Origin of the sequence: Methylorubrum aminovorans, assembly GCF_022179725.1 — a bacterium.
In the GTDB taxonomy this organism is placed as follows: Bacteria; Pseudomonadota; Alphaproteobacteria; order Rhizobiales; family Beijerinckiaceae; genus Methylobacterium; species Methylobacterium aminovorans.
The window spans coordinates 236,281-259,293 of the sequence record NZ_BPRC01000002.1 but is presented as its reverse complement, the minus strand read 5'-3'; the positions used below and the strand labels follow the sequence as shown (position 1 = coordinate 259,293).

The following is a 23,013-nucleotide window of genomic DNA, read 5'->3' as shown; positions in this document are numbered from 1 at the left end:
CAGACGAGCCTTTTCCGCGGGACAGCGGAGAGGTCGAAACGTGTCAGCGCGGCGCCAGGATCATGATCATCTGGCGGCCTTCGAGCATCGGCTCGCTCTCGACCTTGGCGATCTCCTGGGTCTCCTGCTTCACGCGCTCGAGGAGGCGGAGGCCGATATCCTGGTGGGCGATCTCACGACCGCGGAAGCGGAGGGTGACCTTGACCTTGTCGCCTTCCTCGAAGAACCGTTGCACGGCCTTCATCTTCACGTCGTAATCGTGCTTGTCGATGCCGGGGCGGAGCTTGATCTCCTTCACCTCGACCGTCTTCTGCCGCTTGCGGGCCTCGTTCTGCTTCTTCTGTTCGTTGAAGCGGAAGCGCCCGTAATCGAGGAACTTGCAGACGGGAGGGACGGAGTTCGGCGCGATCTCGACGAGATCGAGCCCGACCTCTTCAGCCATGGCCAGCGCGTCGAAGAAGGGCACGACACCCCGGTTCTGCCCGTCCTGGTCGATGAGCTGGACGTCGCGGACGCCGCGGATGTCCCGGTTTGCGCGCGGCCCGTCCTTCTGCGGGGCCGGCATGGCTCTCATTGGTCTGCGAATGGCTCAGTTCTCCTGTATCAACGACAAAACGGCAGCCTGAGAGCCACCGCGTCTGGCGAGCCCCGGCCACCGATTGATCCGGCTCGGCCGGACGGCACTAACTTGGCAAATCTTCTTGCCGAGTCAACTCGCGGGACTGATTTCGGTTCACCCTGTCACGTTTTCGCTCGGTTCAGAAGCTCGGCGTAGACGCCCAAGGTGCCTTCGATCATCCGGTCGAGGGAGAAATTCGCCTCGACATGGGCTTGCGCCCGCCGGGCGAGGCCATCGCGGGCGCTGGCACCCAGCGACAGCGCCTCCTTCAGCGCGTCGGCGAGAGCGGCCGCGTCGCCCGGCGGCACCCGCCAGCCGGTGCGCTGGCCGGGCTCGACGTCGGGGGGCGCCAGCACCGTCTCGGGCACGGCGCCGAGATCGGAGACGACCACGGGAATGCCGAGCGCCTGCGCTTCCACCGCCGAGCGGCCGAAGGCTTCGGGCTCCACCGAGGGCACCGCGACGACGGAGGCCGCGCGGAAGGCCGCCGGCATGTCGGTGCAGTGGCCGACGCGGCGCACGATGCCGCTGAGGTTGCGTGCCTCGATCAGTGCATCGAGTTCGCGCTCGTAGGCCGTGCGTCCCTGCGGATCGCCCGCGAGCACCACGGCGAAGTCGGCGAGACCGAGGTCGCGCAGACGGGCGGCGGCCTCGATCAGCACGCGCTGGCCCTTCCAGGCGGTGAGCCGGGCGGCGAGCAGGACGACCCGCTCGTGCGGGGCCACATTCCAGGCCCGGCGCAGGCTCTCGACCCGCGCAGCCGAGACCGCGGAGGGCGTGAACGCCGCCAGATCCGTGCCGCGATGGATCACGCTGATCCGCCCCCCGGCCTGATCGGGGTGGGTCCGGCGGATCAAGTCGGCGGTGTAGTGCGAGTTGGCGATCACGACGTCGCCCCGCGCCATCACCGAATTGTAGAGGACCTTGACGCTGGTCCGCCCCGAATAGCTGCCGTGATAGGTCGTCACGAAGGGCAGCTTCAGCCGCCGCGCCGCGCCGAGCGCGACCCAGGCAGGCGCCCGGGAGCGGGCGTGCAGGATCTGCACGTTCTCCCGGCGGCAGAGCCGGGCGAGGCGCTCGACGTTGAGCGCCATAGCCAGCGGATTCTTGGTGTTGGCCGGGAACGGCACCCAGATCCCGCCCTTGGCCTGCAACTCGCCGACGAGCCGGCCGCCTTCCGTTGCCACAAGCGGACGCGCCCCGGCCTCGGCGAGTGCGGCGGCCACGTCGACGGTGGTGCGCTCGGCACCACCCGCCTCCAGGGCCGGGATGATCTGCAGCACCGTGACACCCGCCAGGGGCGAGGTCTCGGACATCTGCACCGGGCCGCCCGACAGGCTGCCTCCGTTCATCGCGTCACCCGAGACGGGACGGTCGCTTGGGACTGTATCATGGGGTAAGGATCGTCCCGCGGCTTTACGGTTCGGTAAACGAAGCGTCGCCGAGTTGTTTCAGAATCACAGGATTTTGCGCGCCCGTGAGCGATCCGGAGACTTCACCGGGCGACTTGCCCATCGTGACACTCGATGTCGCAAGCTCCTCCCCGCGCCGTCTGGCGGTGCGGGTGCGGGAGGGTGAAGGGCCGCCGGTGGTCTGGCTCGGCGGCTTCCGCTCCGACATGCGGGCGACGAAGGCCGCTGCCCTCGACGCCTGGGCTGCCGAGAACGGCCGGCGGATGGTGCGGTTCGACTATTCCGGGCACGGCGAGTCGGAGGGGCGCTTCGAGGACGGCACCATCTCCGATTGGCTCGCCGACGCCTGCGCCGTCATCGACCGCTACGCGAACGAGCGGCCGATCCTCGTCGGCTCGTCGATGGGGGGATGGATCGCTTGCCTCGTCGCCCGCGAGCGGGCGCGGCGCGGGGCCGAGATTGGCGGAATGGTGCTGATCGCGCCCGCCCTGGACTTCACAGAGGCGCTGATGTGGGACGCCTTCCCGGCGCAAGTCCGGCAGACTCTGGAGCGCGACGGCGTCTGGTATCGCTCGACACCCTACGCCCCGGAGCCGGACCCGATCCGCATAGCGCTGATCGAGGACGGGCGGCGCCATCTGCTGCTCGATGCGCCGCTCGAGCCGGGCTGTCCGGTCCACATCCTTCAGGGTATGGCCGATCCGGATGTGCCCCATCCGCACGCGCTGCGCATTCTTGAGCGCCTGCCGGCGCATGGATCGCGGTTGACGCTGATCAAGGATGGCGACCACCGCCTATCGCGGCCCGAGGATATCGACCTCCTCGTGCGCACGGTCGCGGCGATGGCCTGAAGGCGCGTCCCCGCCCTGCGGCGGGGATGCGGCCTCGGTGCGGGTTCAGTGCAGGCTCACCGGGTAAAGCTGGTGGGCCATGGCGTTCGCCACGGCGACCTCGCGGGAATCGGTGAGCAGGATCGGCGCGCCGCTCGCCGAGAGCAGGGCGAACAGGTCGAGGCCCGGGCCCATCTCGGGCGCCTGCGGGAACAGGGTGCGCACCTCGTCCGAGCGGATCGGCCGGACATAGGCGATGTGCCCCTCGCCGAGTGCTGCGAACTCCGCCGGATCGATGGCGGGGGTGGCGGTCGTGTCGATGGTCAGGTCAGTCGTGGTGACGTCGGTCATGGATGCCCTCCTTCGAGGCAGAGCGTTGAACCGGATATGGTCCCGCACATCGGCAGCGACAAATCCGGGTTGGGATTGAGGTCGGGGTGACGGCCGGGTTCGGCCTGCGCTTCATCGACGCGGTCTGGCGCGCCGCGCGGTTCACGCCCCGCGTCTCGGATCCGTGTCACGGATCCTTGGCGGCGATCGCGATCTTGCGCACGATGCGCTCCGGCTCCGGGCGGGCGAGATCGATCGCGAGCAGGCCGTTCGACAACTCCGCCCCCAGCACCTCCATGCCGTCGGCGAGGAGGAAGGCCCGCTGGAACTGCCGCGCGGCGATGCCGCGGTGCAGGAACTGGCGGGACTTGTCATCGACCTGCCGGCCGCGCACGACCAGTTGGTTCTCCTCCAGGGAGATATCGAGCTGGTCCTGCGTAAATCCGGCCACCGCGAGCGTAATGCGCAAGCGTTCCGGCTCGCGCTCGCTGCGGGTGATCCGTTCGATGTTGTAGGGCGGATACCCGTCGCTCGCGGCCTTGGAGACACGATCGAGTGCCTGCTCGATCTCGTCGAAGCCGAGCAGGAACGGATACCCGAACGGAGACGGCCGCGTCATCGTCACTCAAACCTCCGGCAAGGCCCTGGGGATCGACAGGCGTCGTTCCCTTGGCGGCACCTCGCGGTTTCGAGCCCGCCTCGCGGCAGCGCTCTTGAGTCGGGATATGGAAAGCGCCGAAGCCCCGATCAAGGGCGCGGCCGGAGGCGCCGACGCGCGCTGGCGAGCGGCCGCTCGGGACGAAACGGCAAATTAATTCGGGATGAATGGGAAGCCGCGCCGGCTGGAGGCCGCCTGCTCCAATAGTTTGGAATTGCTCTGAAATTCTTTGCAAACCTTGATCAACACCCTGCTTGTCGGATAGGGACGCCGACAAACGTACACGGTGCTGTGGGGAGCGCCGGGCGTGATCTTTGCTGTATCCGCACATCGCCAAACGGCCGGGAACGGCGTCGCGGTGATCCGGCTCCGGGAGGGCGGCGCCGACCGGCGCGGTCGAAATCCGGCGGGGGAAACGTCTGCGGGACGGCCGACGTCCTTCGGGCTTGAGGCTGGGCATTCCGCTTCAAATGACCCGGAGTACCGTGCGGTTAGGGAGATGAGATCGTCGTGAAGCAGAAAGGTTGGGGAATGGGGCGTGCAATGCCGGGACGCAGCGGGATCGGGGGACGTCTCCTCGCGGGCATCACCCTCGCCGCATTCCTGACCGCCCCGGTTCCGGCCGCGATGGCGCAGGATGGAACGCCGGCGGCCAAGTCGGATGCCACCAAGTCGGATGCCGCCAAGTCGGAGTCCAAGCCGGATGCCTCTCCCCTGAAGATCGAGCTGAACCGGCTCGAACCCGCGGGCGAGGCCTGCCGCACCTACATGCTCGTCGACAACAGCCGCGGCCCCGCGCTGAAATCGCTCAAGGTCGATCTGTTCGCCTTCGACACTGAGGGCGTCGCTCAGAAGCGCCTCGCCGTCGAACTCGGACCGGTCCAGGAGAAGAAGACCGTGGTCCGGCTCTTCGACTTCGCCGGCCTCGCCTGCCCGAAGATCGGCCGCCTGCTGCTCAACGACGTGCTCGCCTGCGAGGGCGGCGACGCCACCCGCGAGACCTGCCTGGAGCGGATCGAGCCCGCAACCAAGACATCGGCCGCCTTCGACCGCTGAAGCCGGCCGCGCCCGTCCCGCCGGCCCGGCCGGCGTGACGGACGATCCCCAGAGCCACGAGGAGTCACACATGGATCCGACGTCCGTGCCCGCCGAGGCGGTCGCTACAGCCCACGACATGTCGTTCATCGGCCTGTTCCTTCAGGCCGACCCGATCGTCAAAAGCGTGATGATCCTCCTCGTGGTGGCCTCGCTCGCCTGCTGGACCGTCGTGTTTGAGAAGCTGGTGCGGCTTGCAGCCGCCAAGCGGCAGGCCAAGGCGTTCGAGGCGATGGTGCGCTCGGAGGGCACCATCGACACGTCGCAGAAGGGCATCGCCGGCCACGTGGTCAAGGCCGGGCTCGACGCGTGGCGCGACCAGGATTCCAGCGAGAGCCGGGCCGAGCGCCGCGAGCGGATCGAGCGGGCGATGAAGGGCGCGCTCGGCGTCGAGGTGAAGCGTCTCCAGGCCGGCCTGTCGCTGCTGGCGACCTCGGGCTCCACCGCGCCCTTCGTCGGCCTGTTCGGCACGGTCTGGGGCATCATGAATTCGTTCTCGTCGATCGCGAAGAGCCAGGACACCAGCCTCGCGGTGGTGGCCCCCGGCATCGCCGAGGCGCTGTTCGCCACCGCCATCGGCCTCGTCGTCGCGATCCCGGCGGTGATGGCCTACAACAAGCTCTCCGGCGACGTCGCCCGCATCCAGTCGGGCTTCGTCTCCTGCATCGCGGTGCTCGGCAATCGCCTCGCCCGCGATCGCGGCCCCCACGCCCGCGCCGCCGCGGCCGAATAAGCCTCCGCGCGTAAAGCACCCCGTAACCCTCGACGCGACGCCCGCCCGGTTCGGCGGGGCGCCGCCGACGCCCGGGAGGGCGATGTCATGGCCATGGGAACCGTTCGTTCGGCGAGCGACGACGAGGACGGCCTCGACGCGACGCCGATGTCCGAGATCAACGTCACGCCGATGGTCGACGTGATGCTGGTGCTGCTGATCATCTTCATGGTCGCGGCGCCGCTGATGACGACGGGCGTGCCGGTGCAACTGCCGAAGACGACCGCCGCCAAGGTGGCGCAGTCGCAGAAGCCGCTCGAAGTCTCCATCGACAAGGACGGCATGCCCTACATCGCCAAGGACGGCTTCACGCCGGACACGATCCTGCCGCGGCTCAAGCAGCTCAAGGCGGAGAACCCGGATCAGGTCGTGCTCGTGCGCGGCGATCGGGACGTGCCCTACGGCAAGATCATGGAGGTGATGGGCCTCGTCGGCCAGGCGGGCTTCACCAAGGTCTCGCTGATCGCCCAGTCGGGCGGCGCCGCGCCGGCCGCAGGGACCGCCCGTTAACCCGATGGCCGCCCCCAAGCCAGCCCCGAAGGCCGCCGCCATGCCGCCGATGCCGGCCCCGATGCCCGCCCCCCTGCCCGCTCATGCCGGTCACGGGCTGCCCTCGGGTCCCTCCGACGGGGGCGGCCAGGGCCGCCTCGCGGCTGCCTTCGCCCTGGCCCTGGCGCTCCACGCCGCGGGGCTCCTCGGCATCGCTTATCTGCGCCTGACGCCGCCCTCTCCCCCGGGGGAGCAGGAGATCACGATCGATCTCGCGCCTCAGATGATGGAGGCCGAGACTCAGTCGCCCGCCGAAACCCAGCAATCGGAAGCGATTCCGGAAGAGGCCAAGCCCGAGGGCGAGCCGGAGACGGCCCAGCCCGTGGAGACCCCGCAGGAGGTGCAGCCGCCGCCCCCGCCGGAGATGACACAGGTCGCCCCGGAGGAGGTGCAGCCGCCCCCGCCCACCGAGATGACGCAGGTGATGCCGGAGGAGGTGCAGCCCCCGCCTCCGCCGCCGGAGGCCGTCACGGAGGCCCCGCCCGACACGCCGCCCCCGCCGCCGGAAGAGCAGATCATCGCGTCCGAGGCGCAGGAGGCGGAGCCGCTGGCGCCGCCGCCGCCGGTGGCGGCGAAGCCCGAGCCGCCCAAGCCCGATCCCAAGATCGAGGAGCGCCGCAAGGCCGCGCTGGAGAAGAAGCGCGAGGCCGAGCGCGAGGCGCGCCGCAAGGAGATCCTGGAGAAGAAGCGCGAGGAGGCCCAGAAGGAGGCGCGGATCAAGGCGGCCAAGGCGAAGGCCGAGCGCGACGCCGCCCGGCGCGCCCAGGCCGCGCAGGCGGGCAATTCGCAGCGCAGCTCCGCCGCGACCTCGCGCCAGAGCGCGACGGGATCGGCGGCCGCAGCCAGCGATCCCAACGCCATGGCCGCTTGGCGCGGGGCGCTCGCCTCGGCGATCAAAGGGCGCATGAACCGTGAGGCGGCCGCCGGCACCAGCGGCGGCGTGGCCACCGTGCGGTTCACCGTGAGCCGTTCCGGCGCGGTGAGCGGCGCGGCCTTGGTCGGCAGCAGCGGGGTCGGCGCCATCGATGCCGCCGCGCTCGCAGCGGTGCGCGGCAGCCTGCCGCCAGCGCCGGCCGGTGTTACGCAGTCGAGCCTCGCCGTCACCGTACCGCTGCGCTTCAGCCCCGGCCGCTGAGGCCGGCATCGTTCTCCCCTCCGCCGCGTTGTCCCGCTCACAGCGGACGGCGCGGCGGATGACGGTCTTCTTCACCAGCGACACGCATTTCGGCGATCCGCGGATCCTGCGGATCGACCGGCGCCCCTTCCCGGACCTGCCGACGCACGATGCGGCCCTGGTCGAGGCCTGGAACGCCGTCGTCGACCCCAAAGACAGCGTCTGGCATCTCGGCGATTTCGCCCTCGGTCCGCCGCCCGAACGCATCGCGGCCCTGCTCGCCGCGCTCCACGGCAAGAAGCACCTCATCATCGGCAATAATGACGGCCCTGCCACCCTGGCGGCGCCCGGCTGGGCCTCGGTGGCGCATTACGCCGAGACCGAGGTCGAGGGCCGCCGGCTCGTGCTGTGCCACTACGCCTTCCGGACCTGGAACGGCCTCGGCCGGGGCGCGATCAACCTGCACGGCCACAGCCACGGCCGGCTCAAGCCGATTCCGCGCCAGTACGATGTCGGCATCGATGCGCAGGGCCTGCATCCCGTCACCCTCGACCAGATCCTCGTCTCCCGCCGGGGACGCGGCGGGAAAGTTCTCGGTCGCGCGGATGCCGCCGGGGCGCAGGAGGAACCGATCGAGACTGCGCCGGCCGAAAGGTCCGCCAAGAAGCGGCGCAGATCCGGTCAAGGGCTTTCGGAACCATCGGCTTAGCGTCACCGTTCAAATGACCGACACGGACGGCGATGCAACGGCCTCAGCAGTGACGACACTGTGCGGCCCGCGGGTCGAGCGTTCTTTAACCTTTCCATGACTTCGGTCGAACCAGCGTCGGTCTGCCCATGCGTCACCTCATGCGACACACCGCTCTCGCCGGCCTCGCGGCCTCTCTTGTTGGCGTCTCCCTCGTCTCCTCTGCGCTCGCGGCGCCCGGCTGCATCGACGGCCGCCGCAAGATCCAGGAGGCCAGTGCGCTTCGCTATCAGGCGCGCCAGGAGGCCAAACTCGGCAATCACGACAGGGTCTGCGACACCCTCGATGAGATCGGCGACCGCTACCACGAGGCGCAGGATGCCTTCGAGGATTGTGGGGCCGACATCGTCTCGATCGATCTGCGCAGCGAACTCCGCTCCCTGCGCGTCGCCAAGCACGTGAACCGCTGCGACTGATCGGGGCTCTGCCCCATCGAACTACGGGACGTCACCTAACGCGGTGTTGTGAAAGCCGGAATCGCCCCGGGGACGGGTGCGGTCCCGCACTGCGAAGCCTTGGCTTACGGCCCAGGTTCATCCCAACGAAACGACTCGATTCGCGCCGGACGAAACCTCTCATTCCCCTCAGGATTCTGCCATGATCACCACCGACAGCAGCCGTCGCCAGCCCGCCGCCGAGATGCAGACCGGCCCGTCCTTCACCGCGGCTCTGTGCGGCTTCCTCGGCAGCACGGTCGCGACGACGATGGTGATGTTTCTGCTCAGCAGCAGCGTCTGAGTTCAGTCCGCGAAGTTCACGGCGCGACCGACCAGAGGCGGTTGGGCGAGAACAGCATCTCCGGCTTGCCGACCTGCAGGGCAGTCTTCGGCGCCGGGCATTGGGGTGTCGCCTCGGAGCGCGGCGGCGGTGCCACCGCCGCCTGAGCGGGGGGCACGAGACCCAACCGCAACTGCACCGTCGGGTGCCGCGCGGCGGTGATGGTGGCGACACCGGCGATGATGCAGCCGGCCATCAATCCGAGAAAGAAGTTCGTCATCTGAAGCGGGTTCCGAACCCGATGCGGCACGGATGGGCGACGAGGCCGGCCACGGCGAAGCACTCTCTCCCTTTCGGGGCGCCAATACGGCAGAACCCTCGCATACCTGCTTTTAACAAAGCAGATGCATGATTCGTCCGCGACCGGCCGAGGGCGGCGCTGGGAGAACTCCGATCATGCAGTATGCGGCCAATGCCTACGCGAAAGTCGCGCGCGTGGCGCTCTCGCCTCGGGAGGCCGAGGCCGCCGTTCTGCTGAAGGCCGCCGGCCGTCTGCAGGCCCTCGGGCCCAAGGTCGAGATGGGGGCTGCCCTCAACGAGGCGCTGACCTTCAATCAGCGGGTCTGGACGATTCTGGCGTCTGCCGCGACCGAGCCGAGCAGCCCGCTTCCCATCGAGGTGCGCAACGGCATGGCCCAGCTCTCGACCTACGTGTTCCACACCATCGTGGACGCGATGATCGAGCCGACGGCGAAGAAGATCGAGTCCCTGGTCTCGCTCAACAACCACATCGCCGCGGGTCTCCAGGGCGATGCCGGGCCGGGGGCCTGAGTTGCTCGAACGCGGTGTCTCTCAGCCATAACCGGCCCGAGCGCTTCGGGACTGTGCCCGTCGGGTCCCGAGCGGCGTGTCTCCCGCCGTAGAACCAGCACATCCTTCGCCGGAAAGTGTTCCCGTCATGCGAAGGGACGCGGCCGGATGAGGTGCGCATCCGCCCGCGGGCGTCGCACGATCTCCGGACACGTCCTGACCGCGCGCGGCCTTTCGCGGAATGGCTCGTCGTCGGGCTCGACCGAGCGACGCTCAGGCAGTCTTGGCGATGCGCTCGCCCGGATAGGGCGCCGTTTCCCGCGCATAGGCGCGTGCCTTGAGGATCACCTCGTCGGGGATCTGCATCACCACGTCGCCGGTCTGCGGATCGGTGACCCGAAAGACGAGGCTTTGGCTCTCCGCATCGCGGGTATAGGCGCGCCGCTCCGGTTCGGACGGCCTCGCCTCGCTCTCCGGACTCACCGCGACGGTGACCGCGGGATCGAGCACGCGGGAGGCCGGAGCCTCGTCGCGGAGGGCCTCGGCGACGGGACGGATGGGGGTGACGGGTGCGGTCGAGATCGGCGGCGGGGAGGCCGCGGCCCTGATCGGGTCCATGGCTGCATTCCTTCGAGTTTCGGCACGAGGCCGGTCCTCAGAAGATTGCGCGCGTCGCTACCGGAGTCTTAAAGGCCGCCGCTTGTCCCCCGGCAACGGCCGGCACCCTGACTGAACCGTAAAGATTACCTGAAGATTTTTCACGACTGGGCCGGCAAACTGATTTGGGGAGGATGGCGGTCCTTCCGGGCCGCCATCCTCTGCTTCAGATCCGGTCTACTCCGCGGCGTCGACGTAGAGCTTGCCGCCCTCGGCCAGGAACTCCTGCGACTTGGCCGCCATGCCGGCCTCGCGCTCCGCCTCGGAGAGCGGCTTGGCTTGGCCCAGCACAACGCCGGCCTCCTCCATGGCGAGCACGTCGGCGCGCAGGTCCTGCGTGATCTTCATCGAGCAGAATTTCGGGCCGCACATCGAGCAGAAATGGGCGACCTTGTGCGCGTCCTTCGGCAGGGTCTCGTCGTGGTAGGCGCGCGCCGTGTCGGGATCGAGCGAGAGGTTGAACTGATCCTCCCAGCGGAAGTCGAACCGGGCGCGGGAGAGCGCGTCGTCGCGCAGCTGCGCGGCCGGGTGGCCCTTGGCGAGATCGGCGGCGTGGGCGGCGATCTTGTAGGTGATGACGCCGGTCTTCACGTCGTCGCGGTTCGGCAGGCCGAGATGCTCCTTGGGCGTGACGTAGCAGAGCATCGCCGTGCCGAACCAGCCGATCATCGCCGCGCCGATACCGGACGTGATGTGGTCGTAGCCCGGCGCGATGTCGGTGGTCAGCGGGCCGAGGGTGTAGAACGGCGCCTCGCCGCACTCGCGGAGCTGCTTCTCCATGTTGACCTTGATCTTGTGCATCGGCACGTGGCCGGGGCCCTCGATCATGGTCTGGCAGCCCTTATCCCAGGCGATCTTGGTGAGTTCGCCCAGGGTCTCCAACTCGGCGAACTGGGCCGCGTCGTTGGCATCCGCGATCGAGCCGGGCCGCAGGCCGTCGCCGAGCGAGAACGACACGTCGTAGGCCCGCATGATGTCGCAGATCTCGTCGAACCGCTCGTAGAGGAACGATTCGCGGTGCCCGGCGAGGCACCAGCGCGCCATGATCGAGCCGCCGCGCGAGACGATGCCGGTGGTGCGCCGGGCGGTCAGCGGCACGTGGGCGAGCCGCACGCCGGCATGGATCGTGAAGTAGTCGATGCCCTGCTCGGCCTGCTCGATCAGCGTGTCCTTGAAGACTTCCCAATCGAGTTTCAGCGGGTCGCCGCCGACCTTCTCCAGCGCCTGGTAGATCGGCACGGTGCCGATCGGAACGGGCGAGTTGCGCACGATCCACGAGCGGATGTTGTGGATGTTGCGGCCCGTCGAGAGGTCCATGACCGTGTCCGCGCCCCAGCGGATCGACCAGACCAGCTTCTCGACCTCTTCCGCGGCCGAGGAGGTCACGGCCGAATTGCCGATATTGGCGTTGATCTTGACCAGGAAATTGCGGCCGATCGCCATCGGCTCGAGTTCGAGGTGGTTGATGTTGGCCGGGATGATGGCGCGGCCGCGGGCCACCTCCTCGCGCACGAATTCCGGCGTGATGAAGGGCGGCACCGCCGCGCCGAAGCTCTGACCGTCGGCGAGCGCGGCCTCGGCGCGCTCCAGCATCTGCTCGCGGCAGGCGTTCTCGCGATGCGCGACGTAGATCATCTCCTCGGTGATGATGCCGGCGCGGGCGAACTCGTACTGCGTCACCATCTGGCCGGGTTCGGCCCGGCGGATCGTGCGCTCGGCGGGGCACGGGGCGACGAGCTTGTCGGCCGCGGCGAACCCGTTGTCCTCGGGCTTCACGTCGCGGGGCTTCACCGCCGCGTAGCCGCGCCCGACGATCCAGGGCTCGCGGACGGGGGCCAGACCCTTCTCGAGGTCGATCGCCGCGTCGGTCTCGGTGTAGGGCCCGGACGGATCGTAGACCCGCACCGGCTCTTCCTTCGGATCGGAGAGGGCGATCTCGCGGTAGGGCACGCGGATGTCGGGGCGGCCGGGGACTTGGGCGTAGACTTTTTTCGAGCCCTGGACCGGGCCGGTGGTGACGCTGGCAGGGCTGCCGTTGGGGAGATCTTTGGGACGGACGGGTGCGTTCATCGCTGTCGCTCCTGAAGTGGGAGACGACCCGTGGTCCCGACGATGGTGCGGATGGCCGCAACTGCTTCGAGCAGCGGCCACTGGTTCCCGTCCCTCCGCCGGTACGAGCCGGATCAGGTTCAAGGGTCAGGGCGCCAGCCCACTCTCAGCCCCCTCACGGGGCCCCCCTCGGAACGATTCCAACCTCTTCCCTGCTGCGATCCTTGTCAATGCATCGCCGGAACGGTCCGATTTGGAGGAAACATTTTTCCGTTTCGGAAGAGGGCGGCTGTCACGGCCAGGGCAACGAAGGGAACGGAGGCCCGAGATCGCGGTGGCGGCCATTGGCAATCGGGGGCCGAGATCGAATCGGGCATTGCCTCAGGCGGTCGCCCTGTGTCACGGCGCGAAAGCTTGACCATGTGCCGCGGATGCGAGCCACGCTTTCGACGAAAAACTCACCAATTGCGGCAGGAACCTCCCTTTGGCGACCGCGAGCGGCGGCTTGGGTGTGGATGACGCCCGGTCGGCGGGTGGCCATGCGCCCGCCTTTTCGCGACACACGATGGCGATGAGCACGATCATCCCTTTCCGCCGCCCTGCCCCCGTGACGCCGGCCCGCGCCGGTTGCGACGTGGCGGCCGTCGCGGGCGACCTTCTGGTCGTGCTGGATCAGCTCGAAGGGCTGGTGGCGCGGGCCGCCCATATGGACCGACCGCGGATCGAGGTGGAGCGCAGCGTGCAGCACCTGCTCGATGCGATCAGCGCCGTCGAGCGGGCCTCGGATACGCTGGGCGAAGGCAGCAGCATCTCCGAACCGGCCTGAGTCGAGATCCGAGGCTGGGATTTAAGCCCCTGCGTTCAGGACGCTCGTTATGATCGTCCCGTAATGGCACGCGGTCGCGGCGAGGACGAAACCGTGCCAGATCGCGTTCTGGAACGGCAGGCTCCGCCAGACGTGGAACACCACGCCCACGGAGTAGAGCAGGCCGCCGACGGCGAGGAACCCGAGCGCCGATGGGGTGAGCCCTGAGATCACCGATTCGTAGGCGAGCACGCCGCTCCAGCCCAGCATCAGGTAGAGCACGATCGAGACCCGGTCCCAGCGCCCCGGCATCAGGATCTTGATGGCGATGCCGGCGAGCGCCACCGTCCAGATCAGGGCGAGAAGCGTCCAGGCGACGGGACCGGAGCCCACCAGCGCCACCACCGGCGTGTAGGTGCCGGCGATCATCAGGTAGATGAAGGCGTGGTCGAGCCGGCGCAGGATCCACTTGCGCGGACTGACCGGCCACATGTTGTAGGCGGCGGATGCGCCGAGCATGGCCAGCATCGCGGTGGCGTAGACCAGCAGAGAGGCCCGCTCGATCCAGCCGAGATGGGTCAAAGTCGCGGTGACAACCAAGGATACCGCACCGAGAAGCCCGAGAACGAGGCCGGCGATGTGGACCACACCGTCCGCACGCAATTCGCGCGGCGTGTAGTTCCAGGTCAGCGCGATCGGGCGTCCGTCCTCGGCCAGAAACATCCCCTGCTCCCATGCTGGCGAGCTATTTAATTCTATAGAACCACGAGTTGTTCCACCGTCGAACTACCGAGTGCGTCGTCTTCCACCGAAATTGTCGCTGCGACGACTGGCATCCAACGATTGCGCCGCAAGATAAGCCGAATTTTATGCTGCATCGCAGTCGGCCGAGGTGCTGTTTCCAGCATCGGGACCAATGGCGAAGATTTCGTGACCCTGCCCCGGGAGCGAGGCAGGTTTCACGCCATTCGGAAGGGATGAGGCGCGTTTGCTTCAGGCGCCGCGGCCGACGAGCGTTTCCAGGCCGATCGGCACATCCCCCGCCTCGGGCGCGGCGGCGGCGGGCACGCCGAGGCTGAGGCGGGCGTGGACGGTCGCCATGATCAGCACCGCCATGGCGAAGACCTGATGCGCGAGCCCGGCCCAGAGCGGCACCTGCAGGAGCAGGGTGACGATGCCGAGACCCATCTGCGCCGTGGCGAGTACCGCCACGCCCATTGCCCGCCCGGCGGCGGCGCCGGGCGCCGCGCGGACGGCCTGGATCGCGTGGGCGAGGGCCGCCAGCACGACGAGATAGGCGAAGAGGCGGTGGTTGAACTGCACCAGAGCGAGATTGTCGACGAAGTTCTCGATCCAGGGCACCTTGTCGAACAGCACCCGGGCAGGCGGTACGAGAACGCCGTCCATGTCGGGCCAAGTGTTGTAGAGCAGGCCCGCCTTCGAGCCGGCGACGAGCCCGCCGAGCCAGATCTGGATCAGAACCAGCACCGGCAGCAGGCCGGCGAAGAGCCGCACCGACTCAGGAGCCGGGGCGAGCGCCCGCGGGCGTGTGCCGGCAGCTAGCCAGACGAGGCCGGCCAGGATCAGGCTCGCGGTGGTGAGGTGGAGCGCGAGCTTGAGCGGCGCCACCGCCGTCATGCCGGGCTGGAGGCCTGAGGCGACCATGATCCAGCCGATCGCGCCCTGCAGGCCGCCGAGCAGGCCCAGCCCGAGGAGGCCGAGAAGGAGGCGCCGCCCGAGCATGCCGCGGATCCAGAACCACGCAAACGGCAGGAAGAACACGAGGCCGACGATCCGCCCGAGCAGGCGATGGCCCCATTCCCACCAGTAGAGGGTCTTGAAGCCGTCGAGCCCGATGCCCTGGTTGAGGATGCGGTATTGCGGCGTGTCGCGGTACTTGTCGAACTCCAGCGCCCAGTCGGCTGCGCTGAGCGGCGGCACCACGCCGGTCACCGGCCGCCACTCGGTGATCGACAGCCCCGAGCCGGTGAGCCGCGTCGCACCGCCGATGGCGACCATCGCCACCACGAGCACGGCCAGCAGATAGAGCCACGCGCGCACCGGGCCGTGCTCGGGCCGGTACGAGGCGGCCGGAACGGCGTCGAAGCGGTCGAGGGGCGGATGTGTCGACAGTCTCATGGTCTCGCGTGCCAGATCCGGCGGTCGGGAACGTTCGGGTGTGGCTTACGGGAAGCGGCCCCCCGCGCGCAACGCGAGCTATGACGCATGCCCCCTGCATTGCGGCGTCCGGGCAGGACCGATACGACCCGTTTCGGCGCGCGGACCGGCGCGCCGTCCCGACCCGCGAGAGATCGAAGGCCCCCATGCGCCGCCGCACGCGCACCCTCCTCGGAACCTTCGGGATCCTCGCCTTCGTGATCGTCTACGCGCCGCTCGCCATGGCGCTCGCCGACAGTCGCATCTCGGAGACCCATCCGGCGGTGCAGACGGTGATCTACTCGATCCTCGGCATCGCCTGGATCTTCCCGCTGATGCCGCTGATCCGCTGGATGGACCGACCGGACGATTAGGATTTCCGACGCGGTCGAACACGGTGGGCCCCTTTTTTCGCCGCACTCCCCGGCAAGAAGGCGGGACGTCCTACGCCCAAGGTTCATTCCCGAAGGTCGCCCGCCGCCCATGCGCCCCTCCTCGCGCCGCCTCGCGCTCTCGTTCAAGCCCTCCCTTCTCGCCGCCTCGCTCCTGCTGCTCGCCGCCCAGAATGCCGTGGCCCAGGGGACGCCGCGCTCGATGGCGGAATGCGAGCGGCTGAAGAACGACCTCGCCTACAACCAGTGCCTCGCCATGTTCGGCCCCCCGGCCCGGAACGTCGCGAGCGGCGGCGGCTATGCCAGCGGCGGAGACGCCCCCTCCAGCACCGCGTCGGTCGCCTCGACCGCGACGATTCCCGGCATTCCCTCGATCGAGGAGCCCGATGTCGAGCCGGCGCGGCGCCGCGGGCGGCGCTCCGGCCGCCGCGGCCGGGCCAGCGCCAGTTTCGATGTCGGCAGCGTCGATGCCGGGACGGGGGTGAGCGACACCGGCTCGTCGCGCTCGCGCCGCCGGCGCCGCTGAGGCGGCGCTCCCGTCTGAGTGTCTCTCAGGCCACGTTGACCCGCCGCCCGCGGTTCCAGGCCAGGAACGGGACGCCGGAGAGAAGGCTCGCCAGCGCGGCCTCGGCCTGGTGCAGCCCATTCACCGAGACCCGCGGCAGGGCATGGTGATGCGCCGCGTGTTCCGCGAACAGATGGCCCGGCCGGGTCGTCACCGCGGTGGCGAAGCCGAGTCTCTTGGCCGTTTCGAACTCCCGTGGCCCGGCCGAGGTCGGATCGCCGACGGGATAGGACAGGTGCCGCACCGGGCGGTCCAGCTCGGCCTCGATCCGCGCGCGGCTCTCGGTGATCTCGCGCTCCGCGAAATCGGCCTCGTGCTTGGCGAGCATCGGGTGTGTGAGCGTGTGCGCGCCCAGCGTGACGGCCGGGTCGCGGGCCAGCGCGCGCAATGCGTCCCAGGTCAGGCAGAGTTCGCGGGCAAGGCCGCCCGGCGCGAACCCGGCCTCGCGGCACAGCCGGGCGATCTCGTCGAGCAGCATCGGCTCCGGTCCCGCCCGCAGGATGCGGTAGACCGTCTCGAAGGCCGCCATCTTCTCCGCATCGGTCCGGGCCGGCAGGACGAGGCCGGAGCCGAGCCGCACCGTGTCGAGGCGCGCCACCGCCCGCTCCAGCTCGATCCACCACAGCCGGCCGCGCCCCTCGGCGAAGTCGCTCGTCACGAACAGCGTCCAGGGCGCCCCGTGCCGGGCCAGCACGGGCCGGGCGTGCTCGACATTGTCGCGGTAGCCGTCGTCGAAGGTCAGCACCGCGAAGGGGCGCCCGCCCTCCGGGGCCGCGAGCCGCTCCGGCACTTGATCGAGGCCGATGAGTTCGAAGCCGCGGGCGGCGAGCAGGCTCAGCGTCCGGTCGAGGAAGGCCGGGGTGATCGACAGGAGGGCGTTCGGCGCGAAGCCCGGCACCGGCTCGGGGCGCACGTGGTGGAACGTGAGGATCACCCCGCGCCCGCGGGCGGCCGGGGCGAGCCAGCGGTCGGCACCCACGGCGGTAATCGCCCGGAAGCCGGCGCGGAACAGGCGGTGTCGGGTGCGGGGCGACAGCATGGCGCGTCAGGGCTCGGGGCACCGGGCAGCCCCGGCATCGGCTGAAGCCTAGCGGCGGACGCGAGAAGCTTTCGTTACCCATCCCCGCAGATCGGGGCGCAGCATCAACCGCCGTTTCAGGACAAGGCAGGCAGGGTCCCTAGCGATTGCGCGGCCTGCGTCCGACGGGCAGAGGCGCCGGGGAAGACGGGCATGGTGGCTCTCGCCGAGGATCTGAGGCGGCCGACGCAGGCGGTGCGAGGCCGGGGCGGCCTCACCGCGGAGGTGTTCTCCGATCTCGCCGCGGCCGAGGGGCTGTGGCGGGCGCTGGAGACCGATCCGGCCGTCCTGATGACGCCCTACCAGCGCTTCGACTGGGTGGCGGCCTATTGCGCCGCCGGGATCGATGCGGGCGAGGCGACGCGCATCCTCGTGCTGCGTGACGGGCTCGGGCGGGCGCGGGTGCTGCTCCCGCTCACCGTCGGGCGGCACGGCCCGTTGCGGGTGGCCCGGGTGGTCGGTGACCGGCACGCCAACTTCCACATGCCGCTCTTCGCCTCCCGCGAGGCGGCGGCGATGCCGGCCGAGGACCTGACGGCGGCGCTCACCGATGCCGGCCGCGCGGCGGGTATCGACGCCTTCGTCTTCCGCAACCAGCCGCGCTTCTGGGATGGAACCCCGAACCCGCTGGCCGGAGGCGGCCTGCCGGCGCCGAGCGACGCCTACGGCATGCTGCTCGGTCCCGATGCCGAGGCGACCCTGCGCCGGGTGTTCAGCGGCGACACCCGCAAGAAGCTGCGGGCCAAGGAGCGCAAGCTCGTGGAGTTCCTGGGCGCGATCGAGCACCGCGTCGCCGGGACGCCGGAGGCGGCGGCCGAGATCCAGGCCGCGTTCTACGCGCAGAAGGCCGCGCGTTTCGCCGATCTCGGCATCGCCGATCCCTATGCGGACGCGGCGGTGCGCCGCTTCATCGCCACCGCGACCGCCACCGCGCCGGGCGCTACGCCGGCGATCGAGGTTCATGCCCTGGTGGCATCCGAGAGCGGGCGCATCCTGGCGACTTTTGGCGGCGCGGTGGACGGCGCCCGCTTCTGCGGAATGTGGACCTCGTTCGACACCGACTCCGAACTCGGCCGGTTCAGCCCCGGCGAGATCCTGCTGCACCGGCTCGTCGGCGATCAGGCCGCGCGGGGGCGCCGGGCGCTCGACCTCGGCGTGGGCGAGGCGGGCTACAAGGCCAAGACCTGCGACGAGACCATCGAACTCGTGGAGCAGACCGTGCCGGTGAGCCCGGCGAGCCATGCGCTGGCCCTTGCCTCACGGGTCGCGGTGCGGCTCAAGCATCGGATCAAGCGCTCTCCGCGGCTCTGGGCGGCGGCCCAGAGCCTGCGGCGGCTGCGGCGGCGCTGACGCCGTTCGAGGTCAGAAGCCGCGGTTGGCGATCGAGGGCAGCGAGGGCTGCGTGTAGGCGCGGTTCACGTCCCGGCGGGTCTGGGTGCCGTTGGTGTCGGAGGACCGGCGGAAGTTGCTCGCCTCGAAGGCGGAGGACAGGCCGGGGCCGCCGGAATCGGTGCTGTTGCAGGCCGAGAGCCCGCCCGCGAGGAGGGCGGCGGCGAGGACGATCAGGGTGGGACGCATCGGGACTTCCTGTCGAAGGCGGGGCAGCCCCGCGGGTCGAACGGAAGGCGTGCCGTGCTCCACCACCCCTCGGCAAGGGGAAAGTCGCGGCGCGGGAGCGATCCCGCGCCGGGTGTGACCTATTCAACCTCGCCTGTTCGGCGTGATTACTCGGCCGCGGCCTTGAGATAGCGGGCCGGGTCGTAGTTGAGGATCGGTCCGAGCCAGCGCTCCACCTCGGCGATGTCCATCCCCTTGCGCAGGGCATAATCCTCGACCTGATCGCGCTCGACCTTGGCGACGCCGAAGTAATGCGCCTCCGGATGGGCGAGATAGAGGCCCGAGACCGAGGAGCCCGGCCACATGGCGTAGGACTCGGTGAGCTTCACGCCGATGCGGCTCTCGGCCTTGAGCAGATCGAACAGCGTGACCTTTTCCGTATGGTCGGGCTGGGCCGGGTAGCCCGGCGCCGGACGGATGCCGTCGTACTTCTCGTGCACCAACTCATCCGGGGTGAAGTTCTCTTCGGGTGCGTAGCCCCAGAACTCCCGGCGAACGCGCTCGTGCATCCGCTCGGCGAAGGCCTCGGCGATGCGGTCGGCCAGCGCCTTGACGAGGATCGAGCGGTAATCGTCGTTGGCTCGCTCGAAGCGCTCGGCGATGCGCACTTCTTCCAGGCCCGCGGTGACGACGAAGGCGCCGACATAATCGGCAATCCCCGTCTCGGCCGGTGCCACAAAGTCCGAGATCGAGGTGTTGGGGCGTCCGTCGCGCTTCGAGAGCTGCTGGCGCAGGCCGTGGAAGGTCGCGAGCGTCTCGGAGCGGCTCTCGCCGGTGAAGAGGCGGATATCGTCGCCGACACTGTTGGCTGGCCAGAAGCCGATCACCGCCTTCGGGTTGAACCAGCGCTCCTCCACGATCTGCTTGAGCATCACCTGTGCGTCCTCGAACAGGGCGCGGGCGGCCGGGCCCTGCTCCGGATCGTCGAGGATCGCGGGGTAGCGGCCCTTGAACTCGTAGGTCTGCAGGAACGGCGTCCAGTCGATGTAGGGGACGAGGTCCGCCACCTCGTAGGAGCCGTAAACGCGGGTGCCGGTGAAGCTGGGCTTCTTCGGAGCGTAACCCGACCAGTCGATCTTGAAGGCGTTGGCGCGGGCTTTCGCCAGCGGCAGGCGCTGCTTGTCGGCCTCCGAGCGGCGATGCGCGTCGGCGACCTTGGCGTATTCGGCTCGCACCTTCTCGATGGTCGATCCGCGGGTCTCCTTCGAGATCAGGCTCGACACCACGCCCACCGCGCGGCTCGCATCGGTGACGTAGACCGCCTGGCCCTTCTCGTAGGCCGGATGGATCTTCACCGCCGTGTGGACACGGCTGGTGGTGGCGCCGCCGATCAGGAGCGGCATCTCCATGCCCTCGCGCTCCATCTCGGCGGCCACATGCACCATCTCGTCGAGGGAAGGCGTGATCAGGCCCGAGAGGCCGACGATGTCGACGTTCTCGCGTTTCGCCGTCTCGAGGATCTTGGCGGCCGGCACCATCACGCCGAGATCGATGATCTCGTAATTGTTGCAGGCCAGAACCACGCCGACGATGTTCTTGCCGATGTCGTGGACGTCGCCCTTCACGGTCGCCATCAGCACCTTGCCGGCGGCCTGGCGCTGGCCGGTGCCGCCATTGGCCCGCTTCTCCTCCTCCATGAAGGGTTCGAGATAGGCCACCGCCTGCTTCATCACGCGGGCGGACTTCACGACCTGGGGCAGGAACATCTTGCCGGAGCCGAACAGGTCGCCGACCACGTTCATGCCGGCCATCAGCGGGCCCTCGATGACATGGAGTGGGCGCTCGGCCTCTTTGCGGGCCTCTTCGGTGTCGGCGACGATGTACTCGGTGATGCCGTTGACCAGCGCATGCTCGATGCGCTTGGCGACCGGGGCCTCGCGCCACGACAGGTCGGCGGTCTTGGCCTGGGCCGAGGCGCCGGTCTTGAAGCGCTCGGCGGCCTCCAGCAGGCGCTCGGTGGAATCCTCGCGCCGGTTGAGGACGACGTCCTCGCACAGCTCGCGCAGTTCGGCCGGGATCTCGTCATAGACCGCGAGCTGACCCGCGTTGACGATGCCCATGTCCATGCCGGCCTTGATGCAATGGAACAGGAACACCGCGTGCATCGCCTCGCGCACCGGCTCGTTGCCGCGGAAGGCGAAGCTGAGGTTCGAGACGCCGCCGGAGATATGGGCGTGGGGCAGGGTCTCGCGGATCGTGCGGGTCGCCTCGATGAAGGCGACGCCGTAAGGGTTGTGCTCCTCGATGCCCGTGGCGACCGCGAAGATGTTGGGGTCGAAGATGATGTCTTCCGGCGGGAAGCCGACCTGCTCGGTCAGGATCTTGTAGGCCTTGGTGCAGATCTCGACCTTGCGCTCGTAAGAGTCGGCCTGGCCCTGCTCGTCGAAGGCCATCACGACGACCGCCGCGCCGTAGGAGCGGCAGATCTTGGCGGATTCGATGAACTTCTCCTCGCCCTCCTTCATGGAGATCGAGTTCACGATCGGCTTGCCCTGGATGCATTTCAGGCCGGCCTCGATCACCTCGAATTTCGAGGAATCGACCATCACCGGCACGCGGGCGATATCGGGCTCGGCGGCGACGAGGTTGAGGAACTCGACCATCGCCTTCTCGCTGTCGAGCAGGCCTTCGTCCATGTTGACGTCGATGACCTGGGCGCCGGCCGCGACCTGATCGCGGGCGACGTCGAGCGCGGCGGCGTAGTCGCCGTTGGTGATGAGCTTCCTGAACTTGGCCGAGCCGGTGACGTTGGTGCGCTCGCCGACGTTGACGAAGGGGATCTCCTTCGTGAGCACGAAGGGCTCCAGGCCCGACAGGCGCATCAGGCGCGGGATCTCGGGAATCGCGCGCGGCGTCTTGTCGGCCACCGCCTCCGCGATGGCGCGGATATGGTCCGGCGTGGTGCCGCAGCAGCCGCCGACCATGTTGACGAGGCCGGAGGCGGCAAACTCGCCCACCAGCTTGCCCATGGCCTCCGGGCTCTCGTCATAGAGGCCGAACTCGTTGGGCAGGCCGGCATTCGGATAGGCGCAGACCAGCGTGTCGCAGATGCGCGACAGCTCGGCGATGTGGCCGCGCATCTCCTTGGCGCCGAGCGCGCAGTTGAGGCCGAAGGTCAGCGGGCTCGAATGCCGCAGCGAGTTCCAGAACGCGGCCGGGGTCTGGCCCGAGAGGGTGCGGCCGGAGAGATCGGTGATGGTACCGGAGATCTGGATCGGCAGGCGGATGCCGGTCTCGTCGAACACCTGCCACGCAGCGGCGATCGCCGCCTTGGCGTTGAGCGTGTCGAAGATCGTCTCGATGAGGATGAGTTCGGCGCCGCCGTCGATCAGGCCGCGCACCTGCTCGACATAGGCCTGCTTGACCTGATCGAAGGTCACGGCGCGGTAGCCGGGATTGTTCACGTCCGGCGAGATCGACAGCGTGCGGTTGGTCGGGCCGATGGCGCCGGCGACGAACCGGCGGCGCCCGTCCTTCTCTTCGGCAAGCTTGGCGGCCTCGCGGGCGAGGCGAGCGCCCTCGGCGTTCAGCTCGTGGATGATTGATTCCATGCCGTAATCGGCCTGGGCGATCGTGGTGCCGGAAAACGTGTTCGTCTCGCAGACGTCGGCGCCCGCGAGGAAGTAGTCGAGGTGGATCTGCCGGATCGCGTCGGGCTGGGTCAGGATCAGGAGGTCGTTGTTGCCCTTCTGGTCGTGGCCGTGATCCTTGAAGCGATCACCCCGGAAATCCTCTTCCGTGTATTTCAGCCGCTGGATCACCGTGCCCATCGCCCCGTCGAGGACGAGGATCTTTTCCGAGGCGCGCTGGCGCAGGGCGCGCTCGATCTCGGTGCCGTCGACGGGAGGGAAAGCGGTCATGTCGGACGATCCTGGGATGTTCCGGGACGGCGATGGCCGAAAGCGTCGGCCGCATCAACCCACCTCATCCTGAGGTGCCGGAGCGAAGCGGAGGCCTTTGAGGCTTCCAGAACATGCGATCGCTCCCGAGCCCTCCCTCAGCGATCGCGGCGCGGTCGCTGAGGGGGATGAGGTTCGGG

At 69.0% G+C, this 23,013-nt stretch carries 25 protein-coding genes, 1 pseudogene and 1 riboswitch; of the genes and pseudogenes, 13 read left to right on the top strand and 13 right to left on the bottom strand.

The window, feature by feature from the left end:
• Positions 1-43 precede the first annotated feature (43 nt).
• Both infC and MFF24_RS06230 read right to left on the bottom strand, forming a co-directional pair.
• Positions 44-565, bottom strand: coding sequence for a translation initiation factor IF-3 (infC, locus tag MFF24_RS06235; RefSeq protein WP_231346348.1), 522 nt, complete (start codon positions 563-565; stop codon positions 44-46).
• A gap of 176 nt (positions 566-741) precedes the next feature.
• Complete coding sequence (locus MFF24_RS06230; RefSeq protein WP_238223245.1) at positions 742-1,971, bottom strand: glycosyltransferase family 4 protein; 1,230 nt, start codon at positions 1,969-1,971, stop codon at positions 742-744.
• Positions 1,972-2,096: 125 nt separating this feature from the next.
• Between MFF24_RS06230 and MFF24_RS06225 the strand changes: the two genes are divergently transcribed.
• A complete protein-coding gene (locus tag MFF24_RS06225; protein WP_238223244.1) occupies positions 2,097-2,882 on the top strand; it encodes an alpha/beta hydrolase in 786 nt (261 codons plus the stop codon).
• Positions 2,883-2,927: 45 nt separating this feature from the next.
• Here MFF24_RS06225 and MFF24_RS06220 read toward each other — a convergent pair whose 3' ends face one another.
• Together MFF24_RS06220 and MFF24_RS06215 are read right to left on the bottom strand one after the other, a co-directional pair.
• Positions 2,928-3,212, bottom strand: a complete 285-nt coding sequence (locus tag MFF24_RS06220; protein WP_238223243.1) for a BQ00720 family protein — start codon at positions 3,210-3,212, stop codon at positions 2,928-2,930.
• Positions 3,213-3,378: 166 nt separating this feature from the next.
• Positions 3,379-3,810 (bottom strand): Hsp20 family protein, encoded by a 432-nt coding sequence (locus MFF24_RS06215; protein ID WP_133088236.1) that lies wholly within the window; start codon positions 3,808-3,810, stop codon positions 3,379-3,381.
• A gap of 570 nt (positions 3,811-4,380) precedes the next feature.
• Here MFF24_RS06215 and MFF24_RS06210 point away from each other — a divergent pair.
• The 7 genes and pseudogenes from MFF24_RS06210 (at position 4,381) to MFF24_RS06180 (ending at position 8,865) form a co-directional block, all read left to right on the top strand.
• Positions 4,381-4,905 carry a Tat pathway signal protein gene (locus tag MFF24_RS06210; protein ID WP_133088065.1) on the top strand — a complete coding sequence of 175 codons (525 nt, stop codon included), beginning with the start codon at positions 4,381-4,383 and terminating at the stop codon, positions 4,903-4,905.
• A gap of 70 nt (positions 4,906-4,975) precedes the next feature.
• Positions 4,976-5,677, top strand: a complete 702-nt coding sequence (locus MFF24_RS06205; protein ID WP_108939691.1) for a MotA/TolQ/ExbB proton channel family protein — start codon at positions 4,976-4,978, stop codon at positions 5,675-5,677.
• 87 nt (positions 5,678-5,764) lie between these two features.
• Entirely contained in the window at positions 5,765-6,226 is a 462-nt protein-coding gene (tolR, locus tag MFF24_RS06200) for a protein TolR (protein WP_108939692.1), read from the top strand.
• A 4-nt stretch (positions 6,227-6,230) separates the two neighbouring features.
• Complete coding sequence (locus tag MFF24_RS06195; RefSeq protein WP_373322660.1) at positions 6,231-7,400, top strand: energy transducer TonB family protein; 1,170 nt, start codon at positions 6,231-6,233, stop codon at positions 7,398-7,400.
• Between the two features lie 58 nt (positions 7,401-7,458).
• Positions 7,459-7,992, top strand: a pseudogene (locus tag MFF24_RS06190) (metallophosphoesterase family protein); the annotation flags it as partial.
• 224 nt (positions 7,993-8,216) lie between these two features.
• Entirely contained in the window at positions 8,217-8,543 is a 327-nt protein-coding gene (locus tag MFF24_RS06185) for a hypothetical protein (protein ID WP_133088067.1), read from the top strand.
• 181 nt (positions 8,544-8,724) lie between these two features.
• Positions 8,725-8,865: a hypothetical protein gene (locus MFF24_RS06180; RefSeq protein ID WP_238223241.1), complete on the top strand. Its 141-nt coding sequence runs from the start codon at positions 8,725-8,727 to the stop codon at positions 8,863-8,865.
• A gap of 16 nt (positions 8,866-8,881) precedes the next feature.
• On the opposite strand, the gene MFF24_RS06175 is transcribed toward MFF24_RS06180, so the two are convergent.
• Entirely contained in the window at positions 8,882-9,124 is a 243-nt protein-coding gene (locus tag MFF24_RS06175; protein WP_108939696.1) for a hypothetical protein, read from the bottom strand.
• 176 nt (positions 9,125-9,300) lie between these two features.
• On the opposite strand from MFF24_RS06175, the gene flaF reads away from it, so the two are divergent.
• Positions 9,301-9,675 (top strand): flagellar biosynthesis regulator FlaF, encoded by a 375-nt coding sequence (gene flaF / locus MFF24_RS06170; protein ID WP_238223238.1) that lies wholly within the window; start codon positions 9,301-9,303, stop codon positions 9,673-9,675.
• Positions 9,676-9,927: 252 nt separating this feature from the next.
• Here flaF and MFF24_RS06165 read toward each other — a convergent pair whose 3' ends face one another.
• The 3 genes from MFF24_RS06165 to MFF24_RS06155 all read right to left on the bottom strand — a co-directional run bounded on the left by MFF24_RS06165 (position 9,928) and on the right by MFF24_RS06155 (position 12,945).
• Positions 9,928-10,272: a flagellar protein FlaG gene (locus MFF24_RS06165; RefSeq protein WP_133088068.1), complete on the bottom strand. Its 345-nt coding sequence runs from the start codon at positions 10,270-10,272 to the stop codon at positions 9,928-9,930.
• A gap of 216 nt (positions 10,273-10,488) precedes the next feature.
• Positions 10,489-12,381, bottom strand: a complete 1,893-nt coding sequence (gene thiC, locus MFF24_RS06160; RefSeq protein ID WP_238223236.1) for a phosphomethylpyrimidine synthase ThiC — start codon at positions 12,379-12,381, stop codon at positions 10,489-10,491.
• A gap of 73 nt (positions 12,382-12,454) precedes the next feature.
• Positions 12,455-12,560, bottom strand: a riboswitch (TPP riboswitch).
• 199 nt (positions 12,561-12,759) lie between these two features.
• Positions 12,760-12,945 (bottom strand): hypothetical protein, encoded by a 186-nt coding sequence (locus tag MFF24_RS06155; RefSeq protein WP_162940387.1) that lies wholly within the window; start codon positions 12,943-12,945, stop codon positions 12,760-12,762.
• Here MFF24_RS06155 and MFF24_RS06150 point away from each other — a divergent pair.
• A complete protein-coding gene (locus MFF24_RS06150; RefSeq protein ID WP_108939700.1) occupies positions 12,926-13,186 on the top strand; it encodes a hypothetical protein in 261 nt (86 codons plus the stop codon). The genes MFF24_RS06155 and MFF24_RS06150 overlap by 20 nt on opposite strands.
• A gap of 21 nt (positions 13,187-13,207) precedes the next feature.
• Here the strand turns inward: MFF24_RS06150 and trhA are convergent, their stop codons facing one another.
• Both trhA and MFF24_RS06140 read right to left on the bottom strand, forming a co-directional pair.
• Positions 13,208-13,888, bottom strand: a complete 681-nt coding sequence (gene trhA / locus MFF24_RS06145) for a PAQR family membrane homeostasis protein TrhA (protein ID WP_108939701.1) — start codon at positions 13,886-13,888, stop codon at positions 13,208-13,210.
• A gap of 270 nt (positions 13,889-14,158) precedes the next feature.
• Positions 14,159-15,304 (bottom strand): COX15/CtaA family protein, encoded by a 1,146-nt coding sequence (locus MFF24_RS06140; RefSeq protein WP_238223234.1) that lies wholly within the window; start codon positions 15,302-15,304, stop codon positions 14,159-14,161.
• A gap of 185 nt (positions 15,305-15,489) precedes the next feature.
• Between MFF24_RS06140 and MFF24_RS06135 the strand changes: the two genes are divergently transcribed.
• Entirely contained in the window at positions 15,490-15,696 is a 207-nt protein-coding gene (locus MFF24_RS06135; protein WP_009863569.1) for a DUF2842 domain-containing protein, read from the top strand.
• A gap of 109 nt (positions 15,697-15,805) precedes the next feature.
• Entirely contained in the window at positions 15,806-16,240 is a 435-nt protein-coding gene (locus MFF24_RS06130; protein ID WP_238223233.1) for a hypothetical protein, read from the top strand.
• 25 nt (positions 16,241-16,265) lie between these two features.
• On the opposite strand, the gene MFF24_RS06125 is transcribed toward MFF24_RS06130, so the two are convergent.
• A complete protein-coding gene (locus tag MFF24_RS06125; protein ID WP_238223231.1) occupies positions 16,266-17,318 on the bottom strand; it encodes a polysaccharide deacetylase family protein in 1,053 nt (350 codons plus the stop codon).
• Positions 17,319-17,510: 192 nt separating this feature from the next.
• Here MFF24_RS06125 and MFF24_RS06120 point away from each other — a divergent pair, with 192 nt between their 5' ends.
• Entirely contained in the window at positions 17,511-18,707 is a 1,197-nt protein-coding gene (locus MFF24_RS06120) for a GNAT family N-acetyltransferase (protein ID WP_238223230.1), read from the top strand.
• Between the two features lie 12 nt (positions 18,708-18,719).
• Here the strand turns inward: MFF24_RS06120 and MFF24_RS06115 are convergent, their stop codons facing one another.
• On the bottom strand, positions 18,720-18,935 hold the full coding sequence (locus MFF24_RS06115) for a hypothetical protein (protein WP_133088075.1): 216 nt from the start codon (positions 18,933-18,935) through the stop codon (positions 18,720-18,722).
• 146 nt (positions 18,936-19,081) lie between these two features.
• Entirely contained in the window at positions 19,082-22,834 is a 3,753-nt protein-coding gene (gene metH / locus MFF24_RS06110) for a methionine synthase (RefSeq protein WP_238223227.1), read from the bottom strand.
• Positions 22,835-23,013: the final 179 nt, after the last annotated feature.